Raw genomic sequence first — 18,533 nt, forward strand, 5'->3', positions numbered from 1 at the left:
AATTATGATTCAGCTGAACCCAAATTACGACCAAATATTTGTGACTTTTAATTTTCCTCAAATAATACAATGGCCTGAATACGATGAAAATGATGAGGAGGGAACATCTCTTTCAGAAGAGTTAAATAGATACTTACAATCAAATCACTCTCGCATCAAGCAAGAAGAAATTGATTCTTTTAAAAAGCAACTTCTTACACTAATTGACTATAATGAAGAATATGCAACAGGAATAGACAAAACACACTATAATGACTTCCTTAATTCGTCACTAGATGACTTAGCATTTCTGAAAAATATTTGTCAATATTTTACCAACTATTTATTGCAAGATGAAAGTGAAAGTAATCCCTACCAAAGTATCTACTTCGACATTGTTAAGGCCGATGAGTTGTATCGAGGTGAGTATAGAAAAATCGAAAGCTCGTCACCACCTCTAAAATGGATTGGTCTCAAAAGTCAGAATAAAAACTTATTGAGATTAATTAAGGAGAAAATTCATTTCAAACTTGGCTTAGATGAAGTGAATATGGACTCAACATTCTTTTCTCATCAACCATCTTTGGACAAACAGAAGATCCAAAGATCTTAATAGAACAATCCACTTCAGCGATTGGTAGCAAGATTTCGGAATTCATCAAACTGATGCAAAAAGTTCTCAGTCTGAAGGAATTTCATTCAAAATAATACCTATTTGTTTAACCATTATTTAACCCTAAAACAAAAAAGGCAGCCACTAAAATGTAACTGCCTGATTTTCAGAGTAGCGGGGACAGGACTCGAACCTGTGACCTTCGGGTTATGAGCCCGACGAGCTACCAACTGCTCCACCCCGCGATATGAGTGCAAAATTACGTCGCTTATATTTTCTTACCAAATAGAATTGAATATATACTTACTCACTTTTGATACTATTCCAGATATCCAAGTAGATCTTCCATTCCCCCTCTACCTTCCTCCATACAATTACGTACTTTCCTTTCCACCTTGAAGATTGATTTCCATTCGAAGATTCACCTTCGTAATAACCATAATCATACGCTTCATCACCAATAACCTTTATTTCTACCGGCGTCACCTTGTGGTAGGTGGTTTTCCACGATCTATTCTCTGGATTCCAGTAATTGGATAATCCGTCATCCTCAAGAATATCCGTACCATCCGGAAAGATCTTTGCGTCCGACGTGTACATTTTCACCACCTCTTCACGCTTATCTGTCATCAGATAGTTTGAGAATTTTTTGACCTGCTTTTTGATGGCTTCTACTTCTTTGTCCTGTGCACATACTACAGTAAAGAAGGATAGCGCTAGTATGCTAAGTATTATCCGCATAATTTTGTTTTTGATGAAAGATACGGAAGATTTCAAAGCTGGATTTGTAAACATCATTGGCCGACCCAATGTAGGTAAGTCAACGTTGCTAAATGCGCTGATGAACGAGAAAATAGCCATCACAAGTAGCAAAGCACAGACGACTCGTCATCGAATGTTCGGCATTTTGAATGATGAAAAATACCAGGTGGTATTTTCAGATACCCCCGGTGCAATAGATCCTGCTTATAGGCTTCAGGAAAAGATGATGGGCTATGTACGTACGGCGCTTGATGATGCTGATGTCATTCTTTTCATGGTAGCATTAGAGGATAAAAACGACTATCCTCAGCTTATTGAAATGGCGCAAAATGCTCTGGCCCCAGTTATCTTTCTGATAAATAAAACAGATCAAAACAAAGGCTCGCAGACCTTTGATAAAACTACCTATTGGAAGGAATTATACCCAGATCTGGAAATCATGTCGGTTTCTGCGCTTGAGAAGCATGGTACTAACGAGCTATTAGATCGGATACTAGAATTACTTCCAAATCATCCGGCATTTTTTCCTAAAGATGAGATCACCGACAAAAGCGAGCGATTTATCTGTGCGGAAATTATTCGTGAAAAAATCTTTATGAACTATCAGCAAGAAATTCCTTATAGCTCGGAAGTGGTCGTCACCTCCTTCAAAGAAGAGGAAACCATTATTCACATAGATGCCGAAATCTATGTAGAGCGAGATAGCCAAAAAGGCATTATTATTGGTAAAAAGGCAGAGTCAATCAAGAAAGTGGGTATGCAAGCTCGTAAAGACATGGAAGCTTTTTTTGGTAAGAAAATTCACCTACAAACTTTCGTAAAAGTAGAGAAGGACTGGCGTAAGGATGACCGAAAATTGACTAGGTTTGGTTACTAATTAATTACAATAGCCATGCGTCAATTTCTATTTACGTTAGCCTTTTGCTCCTTTTTCATTACTTCCTTCGCTCAGCAAGGCAACCTGTCTAAGGTCGACAGGATATACTATACCTGTAAGATCTGGGGCTACTTAAAATATTATCATCCACTGATAAGTAAGGGTTCTTTCGATTGGGATGAGAAAATGCAAAAGGTTTTAGGCATCACTGCTAAATACCAAACATATCCTGAGTTTTCAGATTATATGGCCAAATGGATCTACTACATGGGAGAAGTTAAACCATGTGCTGGTTGCAAGCAAAGAAATTCAGATGAGCATTTTTTAGAAAATTTCGATCTGTCATGGACGCAGAACCGGCTATTCTCAGATGAGTTGAAGAAGACCTTAAAAAACATTGAAACAAATCGATTTCAAGGGAATCATTTTTACATAGATCAAGGCAAAGTTGGGGAGTTTATTCCTAAAAATGAGCAGCCATACCTCGACCTAAATTGGAAAGACGAAGATCAACGACTGATTCCACTCTTTCGGTACTGGAACTATATCGAGTATTTCTATCCATACAAATACCTGACGGATCAAAATTGGGATGATGTACTCAAAGAGATGATACCAAAGTTTCTAGATGCACAAACTAAATTAGATTTTCATTTGGTGATGCTGGAGTTGGTAGTAAAGATTGATGATAGTCATGCTGGTTTAATGACATCTGTGCTCGATGAAATGCCCTATTACAACTATCTGCCCGCACGATTTGACCTTATAGAAAACCAACTAATACTAACAGAAATCATAGATTCAGGAAAGGCACAACAACAAGACCTGCAGGTTGGAGATGTCTTGAAAACAATCAACAGCCAGTCTGCACTGGATCTCCACAACGCCAACAAAAAATATATCTGGGGTTCTAATGAAGGTGTTAAAGATCGAAGTATTTACCATACGCTATTTATGGGGATGCAAGGTCCAATACAAGCAACTATTGAAAGAAATGGTAGCGTCAGGACTGTAAGCCTAAACCTCTATAAATATTCAGACCTTTCCTATGCTAAAACTGAGCCTAAGCCAAAATGGACCATTCCAAATGATTCAATTGGCTATGTGAATATGGGAGCACTCACCATCGGAGATGTCAATCAAATGATGAGTGAATTAATAGATAAAACAGCGATCATTTTTGACCTTAGAAATAATCCGAAAGGAACCTACAAAGCCATCGCGAAGTATTTGAATCCCACGGATACAACATTTGCCATCTACACTAAGCCCGATTACTCGTATCCTGGAAAGTTTGTGTGGCAGGGTGAAGCCACCTGTGGAGAAGCTAATGAAGAATACTATCGAGGTAAGGTTATTTTGCTCGTGGATGAAAATACGCAGAGTCATGCAGAGTTTACTTGCATGAGTTTGCAAACAGCACCTAATGTAGTGACTATTGGTAGCCAGACAGCCGGGACAGATGGAAAGGTGACCAAATTCCCAATCGTTTCCAGGCTGTACACTGCAATGTCTGGGATGGGCGTATACTACCCAAACCAACAAGCGACTCAACGTATTGGAATCACTCGGGACATCAATATTGTGCCTACAGCTGATGGCATAATTGCAGGTAGAGATGAGGTTCTCGAGAAAGGGATGGAAATTGCCAAAGAAGAAATAGCCAGAGAGATTGCAGAAGCGAAAGCTGCATTAGCAAAAGCAATTCAAGATTCCTTGAGACAAGATTCTCTAAGATTGGATTCATTGCGACGCTTTTCGCTCAAGATGGATTCGCTACAGATTAATACCCTACCGATGGACTCATTGAAGATCGACTCCATCAAGGTAGATGACAATTAGTCCTAACTTCTGCAACATGCAGATACTAGAATATCATTTAAATTGGGATTGAATAAAATTCAGCCTCAATGAAAAAATTATATTCATCCGCAATTGTTACATTATTTCTTAGTTTTTCATTACACGCGCAATCCGACAAACAGCTAAACAAGCTATTTATTGAAATTGGAAAAATAGAAAAATCTTACGCTGTTTCAAACCCCGTCTGGAGCGGTGAACATCCAAAAAAATATGTCTTTCAAAAAGCAGAAGCTCAAATAAAACTGGCGAATGAGTTGAAAGCTAAACTCGAATCCTTAATCGCCATCGCTGATGATAAACTCTCAGATCAAGCACAAATCAATAAACAGATTAAGATTCTACAACTCAAAAATTCGATCAGCCAAACACAATATAAAACCTACCTAATACCATTCAATTCTGAGGGCGGATTCTTTAACTCCCCTTCTTTCTTTCTGCCAAATCTCACATTTAAGACTAAGCAGGATTATGACAATTATTTGAATTGGTTACCATCATTTGCTGAATTCATATCCTATAACCAGGGTTTGATGAAACAGGGAATTGAGGAAAAAATTCAGGCACCAAAAGTCATTGCAAAGAATGCCGTTGATTTACTTGCTACCTGGACAAAAGATGACGTTACGGCTCATCCCTTTTACGCACCCATAAAAAACATTCCAGCTAATATTTCTCAAGCTGATCGGGAAGCAATTGAAAGTGGAGCACAAAAGGTTATATCAGAGGTGATTCTACCTTCTTACAAAAAGTTGAGAAAATTCATTGATCAAGAATACCTACCGAAAGCACCTAAGAAAGTCGGTATTAGTGAAATAAAGGACGGAAGGGCCTATTATGAAAATCGTGTTCAACATTTTACCACTTTAGCCATTACTCCAGATTCAGTATATGCAACTGGATTGTCAGAAGTAGCCCGAATCCGCAAGCTCATGGAGTGGATAATTAAAGATCTTCAGTTCGAAGGTTCCTTCGCTGAGTTTCTACAATTTCTCAGAACTGACCCTCAATTCTATCCGCAATCAGGTCAGGAGCTTTTAAACCGAGCCGCATGGTTGAGCAAAAAAGCTGAAGGTCAGCTTCCCATGCTTTTTTCAAAACTCTATTCACTTCCATTTACCGTTGAGCCGGTACCTGACGCAATTGCTCCTAAATACACCGGAGGTAGATATGTAGGTGGCAGCAGATCTCAGAATAAGCCAGGAATCTATTGGGTCAATACTTACAACCTATCGAGTAGAACCCTCTATACACTTCCTGCATTATCACTCCACGAGGCTGTACCAGGCCATCATTTGCAGATCACCTTGGCATCAGAATTGGAAGGACTACCAGGCTTCAGAAGTGGCTATTACATAAGTGCCTTTGGTGAAGGCTGGGGATTGTACTCCGAATACCTTGGTGAGGAAATGGGCATGTATGAAACACCCTATGAACTTTTTGGCAGGTACACATATGAAATGTGGAGAGCGTGCCGATTGGTGGTAGATGTAGGACTTCACTATAAAGGATGGACCAGACAACAGGCAATAGATTACATGGCTGAAAACACTGCTTTGTCACTACACGAGGTTAATACTGAAATCGACCGGTACATCGGATGGCCAGGTCAGGCCCTAAGCTACAAGATGGGTGAACTTACGATTATCACTTTACGCAAACGCGCAAATACAGCATTAGGAGATCGATTTGATATCCAACAATTTCACGATGTGATCTTAAGAAATGGTGCTGTTCCACTGCCAATTTTATCAGCTGAAGTAGAGAAGTATATATCTTCTGAAAAATCCAAATAGGTGCTTGATCTTTTGGTTTAACTTCGCGGTTTAGTCACTTGAACTTTACCCCAAATAATGGCCAATATTCTAGCAATCGTAGGTAGACCTAATGTAGGTAAATCCACTCTTTTTAATCGACTGGTTGAAAAGAAGCAAGCCATTATGGATAATGAGTCCGGTGTGACCAGAGACCGCCATTATGGTTATGGTGAGTGGAATGGTAAGAAATTCACGGTGATAGACACCGGTGGATACGTGGAAGGCTCGGACGATATCTTCGAAGGTGCAATAAGAACTCAAGTGAAAGAAGCGCTTGAAGAAGCCACTGCTATATTATTCATGGTAGACTGTGATACCGGACTGCATGGATTGGATCAGGATTTCGCCAATGTGGTAAGAGAACTAAAAAAACCAATTTTCTTAGTTGCTAATAAAGCAGACAATCAGGAAAAGCATCTAGCTGCCAATGAATTTTATAATCTTGGAATGGATGCTGATTTATTTCCAATAGCGGCGGCAAGCGGAACGGGAACGGGCGACTTGCTAGACGAAGTTGTGAAGGAATTCGATGATGAAGAGCTTCAAAAAGATGATGTTCCTCGTATTGCCATCCTTGGCAGACCAAACGTTGGAAAATCATCGTTTGTAAATGCATTGGTTGGAAAAGAACGAAGCATCGTGACCGACATTGCCGGGACAACCAGAGATGCCATCAACACCCGCTACAATCTTTTTGGTAAAGACTTTATCCTCACGGATACGGCAGGTATACGTAGGAAAACGAAGGTCAAGGAAAACATTGAATTCTATTCAGTTTTACGTGCTCTGCAGGCACTTCAGGATTCTGATGTATGCATTGTGATGATTGATGCTGATACAGGCCTGGAATCTCAGGACATGAATATCATAGGACTTGCGCATAAGTACAAAAAAGGAATCGTACTCATGGTAAACAAGTGGGATCTACAGGAAAAAGATTCAAAGACTGCCGATACTTACAGAAAATTTCTGGAAGAAAAATTGGGTCCGATGAGCTACATTCCAGTTATTTTCACTTCAGTGCTCAATAAGCAACGAATCATGCAGACGCTGGAATTAGCACTTCAGGTGTTTGAAAACAGGTCCCGAAAAATTTCGACTTCTAAGCTCAATGAGATCATGGGCAAGGAAATCGAACATTACCCACCTCCGGCAGTTCGTGGACATTATATCAAGATTAAATACATCACTCAGCTGCCTACACATACGCCAACGTTTGCATATTTCTGCAACTTTCCACAATACATCAAGGAGCCGTATCACCGCTACCTAACCAATAGAATGCGTGAACACTTTGACTTTAGGGGAGTGCCTATAAAAATGGTGTTTAGAAAAAAATAGGCTATTTCTTTACTAGCCGAATTTGGTCGGTACTTTCACCAATTCTTGCCGAGAGCGTGTATACTCCAACAGGGCTCTTTTCAATCTGCTGAGATATTAAGCGTTCAGCTTCAATTCTTATTATGTTTTTCTTTTCCAGCAAAAGTGTTCCGTCTGAATCGTATAGTTGAAACTCTGAAAGTTGATTAAGTTTTCGGATTTTTCCAATTGCCGAATTTGGATATCCAGCCAAAGTACTAGAGATACCTTTATCATCAATTCGAATGATTGTACTGTATTTATATTGACCATCATACTCCACCTTTCGTAATCTATAATAAGATATCCCTCTCTTTTTAGGACTTGTATCCGTATAAAAATATTCGTTAGTCTCAGCCTCTCTGTCATGGGTGGGTGTCCATCCTATTGCTGCGAAATGCTTTCCATCTTCACTACGTTCTACTTCGAACCCATGGCTATTTAGTTCAACCTCAGTTCGCCATTCCAATCTAACACCTCTTTCTCCTTTTCTCCCTGAAAAGTTGACGAACTCGACAGGCAACAATTCACCATTACATATCCCCGTATAGTCAATATCATCACCATTGTCAATGTATTCACCGCCAACTAAAAGCACTCCATTTCCCTCAATAACTCCACCTCCAGCATTGGTAAAATCACCATCCACTTTCATGTCGCCATCTATTGCTGATAAACCTATGCCTCCAGAAACAAAATCACCACCAACATATACTGAAGCTCCAAAATCAACTTCAAAGGCTGCAAAAAGACCTGAGCCTGCATTATGTGCAATTGCAAATGACCCTCCCTTCTCAACTGTAATGGTAGATCCAAAACCACTTGTCATACTTATCACATTCATCATTCCTCCGTTTTTAATAATAACAGAAGATCCTTGACCCGCATTAAATGCGCCTAGTACTGTAAGTTCTCCCTGGACGATTAAGGTTTCACCCAGCACATTGAAATCACCACTAATGGTGAGATCACCGTTCACTGTTAGCACTATTGCTCCTTCCCCTTGAAGTATGATATTGCTTGAAGGTTCACGACAAGTTCCGGATTGAATATTGGAGGTTGTATAACTGGGACATTGACCTAGTGCAATACCAATCGAACAGACTAATATTGCAAAAGATAGTGATCTGATTTTCATAATGGTGATAGTAGCTGGTTTTTAAAATTAACCAATCCTTTGCAATTGCATGAAAATCATCGGGTATGTGATGTAAAACTGGATTGCCGTATGTCAGAACTAATAAAATAGATTTATGACTTCTCAAGAGGTCTTTCAAAAATTCGTCCCGGAAGCTTCCGTTGAATATTGTGTCAAGCTTTATCAAAGACTAGGCTTTGAGTTTAAAATTAAGAAGGCCCGACAAACCAAATTGGGAGATTACCGGTTCAACCCCAAATCAAACAGGCATACGATAACTATAAACAATGACCTAAACCCATTCGCCTTCTTAGTGACATATCTGCATGAGGTTGGACATTTGATTGCATTCAAAACTTATGGTAAAAAAATTCAACCACACGGAAAAGAGTGGAAGAAATGTTTTAAAGAAGTATCGGAGCCGATGCTTAATGAGACCATTTTTCATAAGAGTGTATTGACTGCCCTAAAGAAATACTTTAAAAACCCGAAAGCTTCTAGTTGTTCAGATCCAATTCTTTATCAAATTCTTAAGCAGTTTGACGAGCCTTCCGGCAAGGTGCTACTTAAGGAAATTTCTATAGGTCAATCTTTCCTATTTAACCAAAGATCATTTGTAAAACTGGAGAAGAAACGTACACGATCTGTTTGTCAAGAAGTTTATTCCAAAAAAAGGTATTTGATATCTGACCTTGCGGAAGTAGAAATGAACAGTGAATGATTATTCTAATAATAGTATCATTTTAAGAAAAAATTTTGTTATTTTGACAATTCCAAGACCACCGCTGCTTGGAGTGCATGTTTTTAAGAAGAGAAAATGTCACATACTATAGCAGTATATAACTTTAAAGGTGGCGTAGGCAAGACAAGTACCGCCCTTAGCTTAGCCCATAGCTGGTCAAGAGCATTCAAGGTATTGGTCATCGATTGCGATCCTCAAGCCAACTTAACCCAAGCTCTTACTGAGGAGGATCATCCAGTCAATCTCTTTACCATTACCAAAAAATTTCTTCACAATGAGCAACCAGATATTCGTCCGATTGAGATACATCCCTATCTATTCTTGATAGCAGGAGACTATCGAATGGCAGAAATAGAATCCAACACCCAGTTTATCTCTTTCGGTCATATAATTTTCTATAAGTTGCTTTCTGCCGTACGTCAAGATTATGACTTTATCATTCTTGATTTTCCAACTCATTTTGGGGTTACAGTCAAATCCTTCATTGCCAATATCAATAGCATTTTGATACCGGCCACTCCAGGATCATTTTCTGTATCTGGGTTTAAAAAACTTTTGAGCTACCTAAATAAAGTTGATAAGGATAAGCCATTAGAAATACTTGGTATTTTTTTTAATCAATATCGCAAAAACACTTTGTTTCATCAAAAGGTAGTGAGGGAGGCAGAGCAAGAACTCGGCAGTCTCATTTTGGATGAACGTATTAGGGAATCTATCCGAGTGAGTGAAGCCAATGGGCACGCAGAATCTGTTTATGCTTTTACTGATCAGAGTGCTGTAGCCGAAGATTTTTTAAAACTTAGTGACGAGGTAATTTCAAGAATGAATCGTCTCAATCTCCAGGAGGCGATCAGTCAGTTAGGCGATCATGAAGTCAAAAGTTAGATGGCTAATCTACGTGTAATTAAGCCATTGATAAGCTCGAAAAAACGCAACGGTGGCAAGGTACGCCACTTCTCTACCTGGAGGCTTCCAGACATGTTGATGTAATTATCGATGTTGTAGTTTTTCATTTCATCTATGACGAATTCTCTGAAATTTATTCCAGCAATCCATCCCTCCTCTACATCCTCGAACCATTCTTCATAGTAGCTGTCATCGCTTCCATGAAAATTCATGATGTTCTCTCCAATAAGCGCAAACTTATTTATTCGAAAATCCATCATATGTTCAAGGATATTTCGCTTAAACTGCATTATGTCATTGTTAAGTGCATCATTCCATTCCCCAATCATTTCGATGGTTGCAAATCCGAGTTCATAATCAGCATAAAGGATTTTCATGTAAAGTGTCTCAGATCCAAAAAAGTCCCACGCAGGATCTATGTAGTAGCCATAAATATTCTCTGAATAAACATCATAGTTGTACTCCTTGCCAGCGAATGGAGATTGGTCATCATAGCTAGAGTCATAGTATTGGTTCCAGCGCTCAAATGGAGTAATGGTGTGCACGAAGCAAAAGTAGAATGGTATTACTAAAAACAAAAAACCCTGACCTACTGGCCAGGGTTTAAATGGGTTAAAGATTTTATAAATAATCTTTTAGAAGTTGATTTGAATACCTGCGTTGAAGTTTCTAGGCAAGCCAAAGAAAACCTCAGCATCATCAGCATCATGATCACCATCAAAAGCGTTGAATTGACTATTGTCACCAGCATCTTGAATATACACTTTATCAAATGCGTTGAACACATGAGCAAACACCTGCAATGAGAACCCAGCACCTTTGGTAGGTATGGTGTAAAATGCATGCAAATCAACTACGCCATATGACGGTACTTGCCATGCTTGTGGTCTTTCATTCGCATTACCATCATTATTTGCATCTTCAAGTGCGGTTCTTCCAATCGGATTAAAATCTGAATAGAAGTTGTCATAGAATCTATAATCAGCCTTGATAGTCAGGTTCGTAGATGGTGTGAATGTTCCAGATATATAGAACTGAGTCTGCGGTGCATCTCCAACCTTCAGATCCTTGATATACAATGTCTCATTAAATCTATCGACAACATTTCCGTTGGCATCGTTCTCTGTAATTGTAACACCAGTATCATCTGTGAATTTCCAATTGCCAAAAGAAGCTGCTGCGTCAACTCGGATGATTTGATTTGGCTTCCAAGAAGCTTCAAATTCAACTCCAGTATTTCTCTGCTCGATTCCTGTAATTAATGCAAATATATCAGCGCCTGTATTTGGGTTTTCTACTTCTTCCTTCTGAGTTCTGTTGGACCATAGGGTATTGTAATAGTTTGCATTTATCACAATGTCTGTTCCAAGACGGTAGGTCAAACCTCCTTCAAAAGATTTGAACTCTTGATTTTGTGGATCATCGAAAAGGATGAAACTCTCATCATCAATCACTCTATCAAAATTTGGATTTTGAGATATGAAACCACCATTTGCGTATACGTTTAAGTCTTCATTAACCTTGTAAGAAACACCTCCTTTTACCTGGTAGCCAGTAAATGAACCCGGGTTTATTTTCAGTGTGCTGCCTGTTGCAGTACCATTGTCCGATAGGAAGAAATTTTCATGGGAATACTTAGTGCTAGTAAATCCTGTTGTCAAAGAAACCGTCAATGCATCTGCAGTATAAGTACCTTGTGCGAACGTTCCGATCCAATCCACCGTGTTTACGTAGCTATAGTCAATTCTCTCTCCTAGTCTCTTCCTGTATTGACCTTCGTTTGTTTCAAACTGATTTCCTGTGTATCTAAAATATTCTCCACCTAAAAGATCTCTTACTTCTCTGAAGTGATCTATTGAAGCTGTTCTCCAATCTACTCCGAATTGAAGTGACAAATTCTCGTTCAAATCCCAGAACAATTTAGAGATCGCACCAATTGTCCATTGATTATTTCTACTGTTTCTCAAAATACCGATTGATTCGCCATCTTGTTTGTTGCCAGTGTCAAAATCATTTGTCCATGGTTGCGCAAGTCCCTGATTGATAGCAATAGTTGCATTCCAGTCCCACTCCCATGGTGATGGACCAAAGAAGAATGGCTGAGCAGTTCCATTTACTCCGTAAGCATCTTTTCTGATTACTTCACCGAATGTACCTGAACCTCCGCCTTGTCCACCAGACCAATAAGCAACTGTCGTCCATTGCATGTTTTCATTGAATGAGTGGTACCAGTTTAGGTTAAACTGAGGTTTGTGAAAGAAATTTTCTCTCTCCATGAGGTAATTAGCTCCGCTTCTACTTCTAGATCTAAGGCTATTGTACATTCCCCAGTACTGTTTTCCGTTATAAGAAGCATCTACACCGCCATAATTTTGATTGAAATCTCTACCCTGCTCAAAAAAATCATTTGTAGCAGATACTTCGTATGAATCCAAGCCAAGTGCAAAGGCTCTATCATATACACCAATATTTTGTCTGTAGAGGTTTTGTCCGTGTGCTTGCGGTGCTCCTACAAGGAATGCCTCAAACTTATTATTATCATTTAACTGATAAGATGCGCCCAGATAATACGCCCATGCATCGGTATAAAGCCCCGAATAAAAGCCGTCTCCGGTTTTTCTTACTACAGTTCCTGACAATGCCCACTTTTCATTCATCAAACCAGAATTAAATGAAGCAGTTGTTTTTCTGAAATTCCAACTTCCAACTTCTTGTTTGATAGAAGTTCCTTTACCTCTTGAAGCTGGATCAGTTATTATATTTAATGTTCCACCAATTGAAGGTACGGCAAGGTTTACCGGGCTCATACCTCTTTGTAGTTGAATTGACTGAGCAGCATCGCCAAGTCCATCCCAGTTTGACCAGAATACCCATCCGTTCTCCATATCATTAACTGGCACACCATTAATCATGATCGCAACATTTCGTTGGTTAAATCCACGAACATTTAATCTTGCATCTCCAGCTCCTCCACCTTGATTGGTTGAGTAGAAAGAGGGAGCCGCATTTAATACTAACGGTAGGTCACGAGATCCAAGGCTCTGTTGTATGTCTTTCTTCTCCAGATCAGTAAATGTATATGGAGTCTCTTGCGTAGATCGCGAAGCAATAATCTCTAAGGTAGATAACTGGGTGATCCCCGCCTCCATATTGATCGTGCCAAGAGCTGATTGACCATCTTGTAAATTGATTACTACATCTTTAAAACCAATGTAGCTAATAACTATAACTGAACCTCTGGAAGGAACATTTATACTGAAATCACCATTGATATCAGTCACTGTACCAAGGGTGGTACCTTCAATTAATACAGTAGCTCCGGGAAGACCTTCTCCGGTCTCAGTGTCAGCTACTTTACCTGTCACGACACCTTGTGCTATCAAAGCAAATATGCTTAGCACAAACGTCACTGTTAGTAAAATTTTCTTCATCTTATTTATTTATGGTTTATATAAGGTTATTACAAAAGTAGAATCTTCTTCCTAACTATGCATTTTTTCAGGTTTAAGTTTTCCACATTCCGCTTAATAATAAGATAACAAACAAAATTTTGTTATCTGCAGAAAAAGTTATTTTTGATGAGATTTGATTGCCACACGGACTGATCCATGTGTTTCTAGGAGTTGGTGTGCATCAGATTCCGAAACACCAAGTTGGTGAACCAGCATACGAACGCCACGCTCTACCAACTTTTCATTGCTCAGCTGCATATCGATCATTTTATTACCTGCCACATGTCCCAACTTGATCATTGCTGAAGTAGTAATCATATTGAGAACAAGTTTTTGAGCTGTGCCCGCTTTCATTCGTGTGCTTCCTGTAACAAACTCCGGCCCAACCAAAACTTCGATTGGATATTCACATTCTTGGGCTAAAGTTGTATTTTCATTGCAGGTAATACAGCTTGTAAGTATTTGATATTTTCTGGCTTCCTTGATCGCTCCAATCACATAAGGAGTTCTGCCTGATGCGGCTATTCCAATCAAGGCGTCGTTCTTCCCAATATTATACTCTTCCAGATCTTTGTATCCCTGTTTTGTGTCATCCTCTGCAAATTCGACTGCTTTTCGAATGGCTTTGTCACCTCCAGCTATGAGGCCTATCACGACATCATCATTTACACCAAATGTTGGTGGACATTCCGAAGCATCTACAATACCAAGTCTGCCGCTAGTACCTGCTCCGATATAGAAAAGTCGGCCACCACGCTCCATTCTTAATATTAATTGTGACACAAGAGTTTCCACTTGTGGAATGCTCTTTTCAACTGCTGACGCAACTTTTTGATCTTCGGTATTGATGTTTTTCAGTAGTTCATTGACTGTCATTTGTTCCAAATGATCGTAATGTGAATCTGATTCGGTAAGAGGCTTCTTAGTCATATTGCTGGTGGTATAAAACTAATCCTGAAATGGGTGATTGAACAATGTTTTTTATGATAAACCCACGATCTGTACCAACCTCACGTAATAAATCTGAAAAGTGAAAGGCTATTGAACCTGAAAAATGAAAAGGCATTTCAGCATGCCTTGTTTCGAAGAAGAATGCATCAAAAAAATCATTGATGGAACTGGAGACCAACTCATATATGTCAAGACGATTTCTATGCTCAAAAATGAATGGTGCGAATGACGCTAAGAAGTGATTGGGTCTTGGCTGATCATAAATGCGTTGAATAACCTCATGAGAGGTAATCCCATATTGATTCTGAAATGCTTCGATTATTTCACTTGATAGCTGATTTCTGAAGATTCCTTTTAGCAATTTTTTTCCTAAATAGGCTCCACTTGCCTCGTCACCAAGCACATATCCGAGGGAGGCACTTACTTTGTTTACAAGCTCTCCATCATAAAAGCATGCATTGGCGCCGGTACCTATTATACAAACATTACCAGCTTCTTTTCCACATAAAGACCTTGCTACTCCAAGTAAGTCATTGTGAGTGGAAACATTTTTTCCAAATAGATCAGCAAGAGAAGCCTTTGCTACCATGGCCTGATTATCAGTATCAATTCCCGCAGCATATAAATAAGTTGGAATATCCAAAACTATCTCACGCCCAAAAGTGTCTTTTATACTTTCTTTAAGCTCTTCGATGCTATGAGTATAAGCATTGAACCCAACAGTCTCAAATTGTGAAATATTTCCATCTTTAACGATCCGCCACTGGGTTCCAGTGCCTCCGGCATCTCCAACGATAAACGAGTGATTAGCCATTCGCTGATTTGTAAATTTTCTCAATGATCTCCACCGTTTTCAAACCCTCAAGTCCATTTGTTGCAATACTTCCATCATGTTGAAGCACATCAATCAGGTTTTCGTAGACCCGATCATGATTGCTCATACTTCCTTGATATTCTCCATATTCGTTGGCTGGATTCCCTTCTCTCAACTCTCCGATTGCCTCTCCTTCTAATGACTGATAATCAAGTTTATTCAGATACTGCCCCCCTACTTTGACTGTCCCTTTTTCTGCGAACAAGGTGATTGACCCTTCCATGTTCTTGGCAAATGAATTGACCGTATAGTTGATTGTGCCTATTACACCATTTTTAAACTTTAAAGAGACAACACCTGTATCCTCAAATTCAATGACCTCCTGATGCGCGTAATTCTGAATCATTGCTGATGTTTCCTCTACATCGCCTACCATCCAATACAGCAGGTCTATAAAGTGACTAAATTGGGTAAAGAGTGTACCTCCATCTAACTTCTTAGTTCCTTTCCAATCTGAGTTTTGATAATAGTCAAAATTTCTATTCCAAAAACAATTAAGCTGTACAGAATACAACTTTCCAAATGCTCCCTGGTCTATTTTCTCCTTCACTGCTTCGATTGCTGGATTAAAACGATTCTGTTTAACAATAAATAGTCGTTTATTGCTCCTCTCGGCAGTTTTTATCATTTCCTCACAATCGGAAGAAGAAAGAGCCATGGGCTTTTCACAAAGCACGTGAAAGCCTGCGTTTAGTGATTTGATTGTGTGCTCCGCATGTAGTCCATTTGGGGAACAAACAGCAACAACATCCATATCTTTAAAACTTAGGAAGATTTCTACATCAACAAAAAAAGGCACCTCATACTCCTCTCCTAGTTTTCGAGCTTTCTCAGCATTGACATCACAGACGGCCGCTAATTCTCCTAGCTTGGCAATATGCCCTGCATGTCTTTGAGCTATTCGTCCACACCCGATTAATCCAACTCTTACCTTATTCATAATTTCAACAATAGACTATCTAATTTTTGTACCAAATGCTTATGTGAAAACTGGTTTAATAAAACCTCTGAATCCTCTCTAGCCGGGTAGCGATTATTTTCAAATACATCCTCTACAAATCCTCTAATACTCTGAATCTCTGAATATCCCAGAATTTCGCCCACATCCTTATCATTCATCAAATCGCCTAAATCACTTCTTCGTTCTCCCAAGCCTAAAATCAATCGATTTGCCGCCAAGTATTCAAAAAATTTGACTGGTAAAATCCATTCAGAATTGTGCGATTTGTTTTGCAAAAGCAAAAGAACATTGCAACGTTTATATTCATTTTGAATGCCTTCATGAGGTAAATAACCTAAAAACTCAACCTTCTCTTTAAGCTCACTTAACTCGCCAATTTCATTTTTAATGGATTCTGAGACTATGCCTCCTATCCTAATTTTCAATTTATTAGCAAATACCTGATTTTCACGACACATTTGATCCAATAATTGCCAAAGCTGACGTGGGTTTCTCAATTCATTCAACATCCCAAAATACCCAATGGTAAAATGAGAATCATTTGGCTGAATATTCGAATCATTAGAAATCGTGATGCCATTGTGCAAAACCTCTATTCCTCCAAATGCTTCAGCTAAACGCTTGCTTACAGTCGTAGATATATCACATTCCTTTAATACGCTACGCTCCATTCGCCTATGAACATCCAGCACAATTTCTGAAGTATTCAACTTTTCCAGCACATCCCATTTACTCCAGGGGTCTCTAAAATCAGCTAACCATTTCGCGCCAGACTTCCTCTTTACTTTCCTCCCTACAAGGTGAATACTGTGTGGTGGGCCGGTTGTGATGATTGTACCGATACCTTGCTCCTTGATAAGATCTATTGCTTTTCTTGATGCGGCTTTCACCCAAAAGGTACGAGGATCTGGAATCAACAGGTTACCTCTAATCCAAACCATTAATTTATCCTTGAACGTTTTTTCAGATTTTTCAAGCACCAAACCTTGTTGAACATTCTTTCGATCTTTATTACCTGTCAGCTTATGAAAAAGCGCAAATGGCTCCCATATAGGAATTCTGATGGTTGGTATATCTTTTACTCGTTCTTGGAGCTTTTCATCCTTTATTTCAAATTGAGGATTTTCTGGTGTCAAAACAAACGGCTCCCAACCTATGCTTTTCAACTGTAAGGCGAAGTTCATCCAGCGCTGCACACCTACACCTCCACTTGGAGGCCAGTAATAAGAAATGATTAGAATTTTGCGGTTAGATTCCATGATTCAATGGCAAATCAACATAAATCAAATTACTCAGAGAAGTGTCTCGGTGATTAGATCTTTTATTTGAGATAATTGTTCCGGCTGAAACCAATGAATATCATCGTAACGTCTAAACCAGGTCAGTTGCCTTTTGGCATACCTCCGACTGTTTCGCTTTAACAATCTAACTGTCTCCTCTTTATCATAATTGCCATCCATGAAACCAAATATTTCTGAATAGCCAACAGTCTGCAACGCATTGTGATCCCGGTATTCAAGCAAATCTTTAGCTTCTTCGAATAAACCTTGCGCTATCATTTCATCCATTCGTTTATTTATTCGTTCAAATAAAATCTCCCGATCCATATTTAAGCCTATCTTCAGATTTGCATGCGGCAGCTCTTTTTCGATATTCTTTCTAAATGAAGAAAAAGGCTTGCCTGTTCCGCGAATAACTTCCAGTGCCCGAATCACCCGCTGACCATTATTTTTATCTACTTCCTGATAGTATTCAAGATCGCTTCTTTCTAACTCAAGCAGTAAACGATCCAAGCCTGAGCTTTCCAACTCTTGATTTAATGTATTCCTGACCTCTGGGTCAATTTCAGGCATCTCATCAAAACCTTCCCAGATGGCTTTGAGGTACAAACCAGATCCACCAACTGCAATCACAGCGTTATTTTGCTGATGCAGTTTAGTCATCATATTTAAAGCGTCTCTTCCAAATTCTCCAGCACTGTATAGACTTTCAATTGAATGAGAATTTATAAAGTGATGTTGAGCGCTTGCAAGTTCTCCATCATTGGGCTTTGCAGTACCTATCGTCATTTCCTTATAAAATTGCCTGGAATCGGCTGATATTATTTCAGTATTTAGCCATTGAGCTAACTCAATAGCTAGCGTTGTTTTACCAACGGCTGTAGGTCCTACAATAGATATTAATAAAGGTTTGCTCAAAATACCCATCTTTTGTAATCGCTAAAATGCCTAATTTTATTCGA

16 protein-coding genes and 1 tRNA gene are annotated in these 18,533 nt (G+C 39.2%); 7 read left to right on the plus strand and 10 right to left on the minus strand.

The features are described 5' to 3' along the window. Positions 1 to 4 precede the first annotated feature (4 nt). A complete protein-coding gene (locus ABJG98_RS08790) occupies positions 5 to 592 on the plus strand; it encodes a hypothetical protein (protein ID WP_348279132.1) in 588 nt (195 codons plus the stop codon). A gap of 172 nt (positions 593 to 764) precedes the next feature. On the opposite strand, the gene ABJG98_RS08795 is transcribed toward ABJG98_RS08790, so the two are convergent. Beyond that, positions 765 to 837, minus strand: a tRNA-Met gene (locus ABJG98_RS08795). 58 nt (positions 838 to 895) lie between these two features. Next, positions 896 to 1,333 (minus strand): nuclear transport factor 2 family protein, encoded by a 438-nt coding sequence (locus tag ABJG98_RS08800; protein WP_348279133.1) that lies wholly within the window; start codon positions 1,331 to 1,333, stop codon positions 896 to 898. Positions 1,334 to 1,346: 13 nt separating this feature from the next. Here ABJG98_RS08800 and era point away from each other — a divergent pair, with 13 nt between their 5' ends. From era to der, 4 genes are all read left to right on the plus strand, one after another. Next, complete coding sequence (era, locus tag ABJG98_RS08805) at positions 1,347 to 2,231, plus strand: GTPase Era (protein ID WP_348279134.1); 885 nt, start codon at positions 1,347 to 1,349, stop codon at positions 2,229 to 2,231. 15 nt (positions 2,232 to 2,246) lie between these two features. After that, positions 2,247 to 4,073, plus strand: coding sequence for a S41 family peptidase (locus ABJG98_RS08810; protein WP_348279135.1), 1,827 nt, complete (start codon positions 2,247 to 2,249; stop codon positions 4,071 to 4,073). Between the two features lie 68 nt (positions 4,074 to 4,141). Continuing rightward, entirely contained in the window at positions 4,142 to 5,887 is a 1,746-nt protein-coding gene (locus ABJG98_RS08815; RefSeq protein ID WP_348279136.1) for a DUF885 domain-containing protein, read from the plus strand. Positions 5,888 to 5,944: 57 nt separating this feature from the next. Then, the gene (der, locus tag ABJG98_RS08820) at positions 5,945 to 7,249 is read left to right on the plus strand and encodes a ribosome biogenesis GTPase Der (RefSeq protein ID WP_348279137.1); all 1,305 of its coding nucleotides are present in this window, start codon (positions 5,945 to 5,947) and stop codon (positions 7,247 to 7,249) included. A 1-nt stretch (position 7,250) separates the two neighbouring features. Here der and ABJG98_RS08825 read toward each other — a convergent pair whose 3' ends face one another. After that, complete coding sequence (locus tag ABJG98_RS08825; protein WP_348279138.1) at positions 7,251 to 8,405, minus strand: hypothetical protein; 1,155 nt, start codon at positions 8,403 to 8,405, stop codon at positions 7,251 to 7,253. A gap of 115 nt (positions 8,406 to 8,520) precedes the next feature. Here ABJG98_RS08825 and ABJG98_RS08830 point away from each other — a divergent pair, with 115 nt between their 5' ends. Together ABJG98_RS08830 and ABJG98_RS08835 are read left to right on the plus strand one after the other, a co-directional pair. Further along, on the plus strand, positions 8,521 to 9,126 hold the full coding sequence (locus tag ABJG98_RS08830) for a SprT-like domain-containing protein (RefSeq protein ID WP_348279139.1): 606 nt from the start codon (positions 8,521 to 8,523) through the stop codon (positions 9,124 to 9,126). Positions 9,127 to 9,222: 96 nt separating this feature from the next. After that, a complete protein-coding gene (locus tag ABJG98_RS08835) occupies positions 9,223 to 10,032 on the plus strand; it encodes a ParA family protein (RefSeq protein WP_348279140.1) in 810 nt (269 codons plus the stop codon). On the opposite strand, the gene ABJG98_RS08840 is transcribed toward ABJG98_RS08835, so the two are convergent. The 7 genes from ABJG98_RS08840 to miaA all read right to left on the minus strand — a co-directional run bounded on the left by ABJG98_RS08840 (position 10,029) and on the right by miaA (position 18,498). Next, complete coding sequence (locus ABJG98_RS08840) at positions 10,029 to 10,598, minus strand: hypothetical protein (RefSeq protein WP_348279141.1); 570 nt, start codon at positions 10,596 to 10,598, stop codon at positions 10,029 to 10,031. The two genes, ABJG98_RS08835 and ABJG98_RS08840, sit on opposite strands and share 4 nt — an antisense overlap. 90 nt (positions 10,599 to 10,688) lie before the next feature. Next, the gene (locus ABJG98_RS08845; protein WP_348279142.1) at positions 10,689 to 13,484 is read right to left on the minus strand and encodes a TonB-dependent receptor; all 2,796 of its coding nucleotides are present in this window, start codon (positions 13,482 to 13,484) and stop codon (positions 10,689 to 10,691) included. A 138-nt stretch (positions 13,485 to 13,622) separates the two neighbouring features. After that, positions 13,623 to 14,435: an N-acetylmuramic acid 6-phosphate etherase gene (murQ, locus tag ABJG98_RS08850; protein ID WP_348279143.1), complete on the minus strand. Its 813-nt coding sequence runs from the start codon at positions 14,433 to 14,435 to the stop codon at positions 13,623 to 13,625. Further along, positions 14,428 to 15,270: a hypothetical protein gene (locus ABJG98_RS08855; RefSeq protein WP_348279144.1), complete on the minus strand. Its 843-nt coding sequence runs from the start codon at positions 15,268 to 15,270 to the stop codon at positions 14,428 to 14,430. The genes murQ and ABJG98_RS08855 overlap by 8 nt, the downstream gene beginning before the upstream one ends. After that, positions 15,263 to 16,270, minus strand: a complete 1,008-nt coding sequence (locus ABJG98_RS08860; RefSeq protein WP_348279145.1) for a Gfo/Idh/MocA family oxidoreductase — start codon at positions 16,268 to 16,270, stop codon at positions 15,263 to 15,265. Before ABJG98_RS08860 ends, ABJG98_RS08855 begins: the two co-directional genes overlap by 8 nt. Further along, entirely contained in the window at positions 16,267 to 17,550 is a 1,284-nt protein-coding gene (locus ABJG98_RS08865; protein ID WP_348279146.1) for a hypothetical protein, read from the minus strand. Before ABJG98_RS08865 ends, ABJG98_RS08860 begins: the two co-directional genes overlap by 4 nt. A gap of 33 nt (positions 17,551 to 17,583) precedes the next feature. Beyond that, complete coding sequence (gene miaA / locus ABJG98_RS08870) at positions 17,584 to 18,498, minus strand: tRNA (adenosine(37)-N6)-dimethylallyltransferase MiaA (protein ID WP_348279147.1); 915 nt, start codon at positions 18,496 to 18,498, stop codon at positions 17,584 to 17,586. Positions 18,499 to 18,533: the final 35 nt, after the last annotated feature.

The sequence above is a fragment of the Ekhidna sp. genome, assembly GCF_039960695.1.
In the GTDB taxonomy this organism is placed as follows: domain Bacteria; phylum Bacteroidota; class Bacteroidia; order Cytophagales; family Cyclobacteriaceae; genus Ekhidna.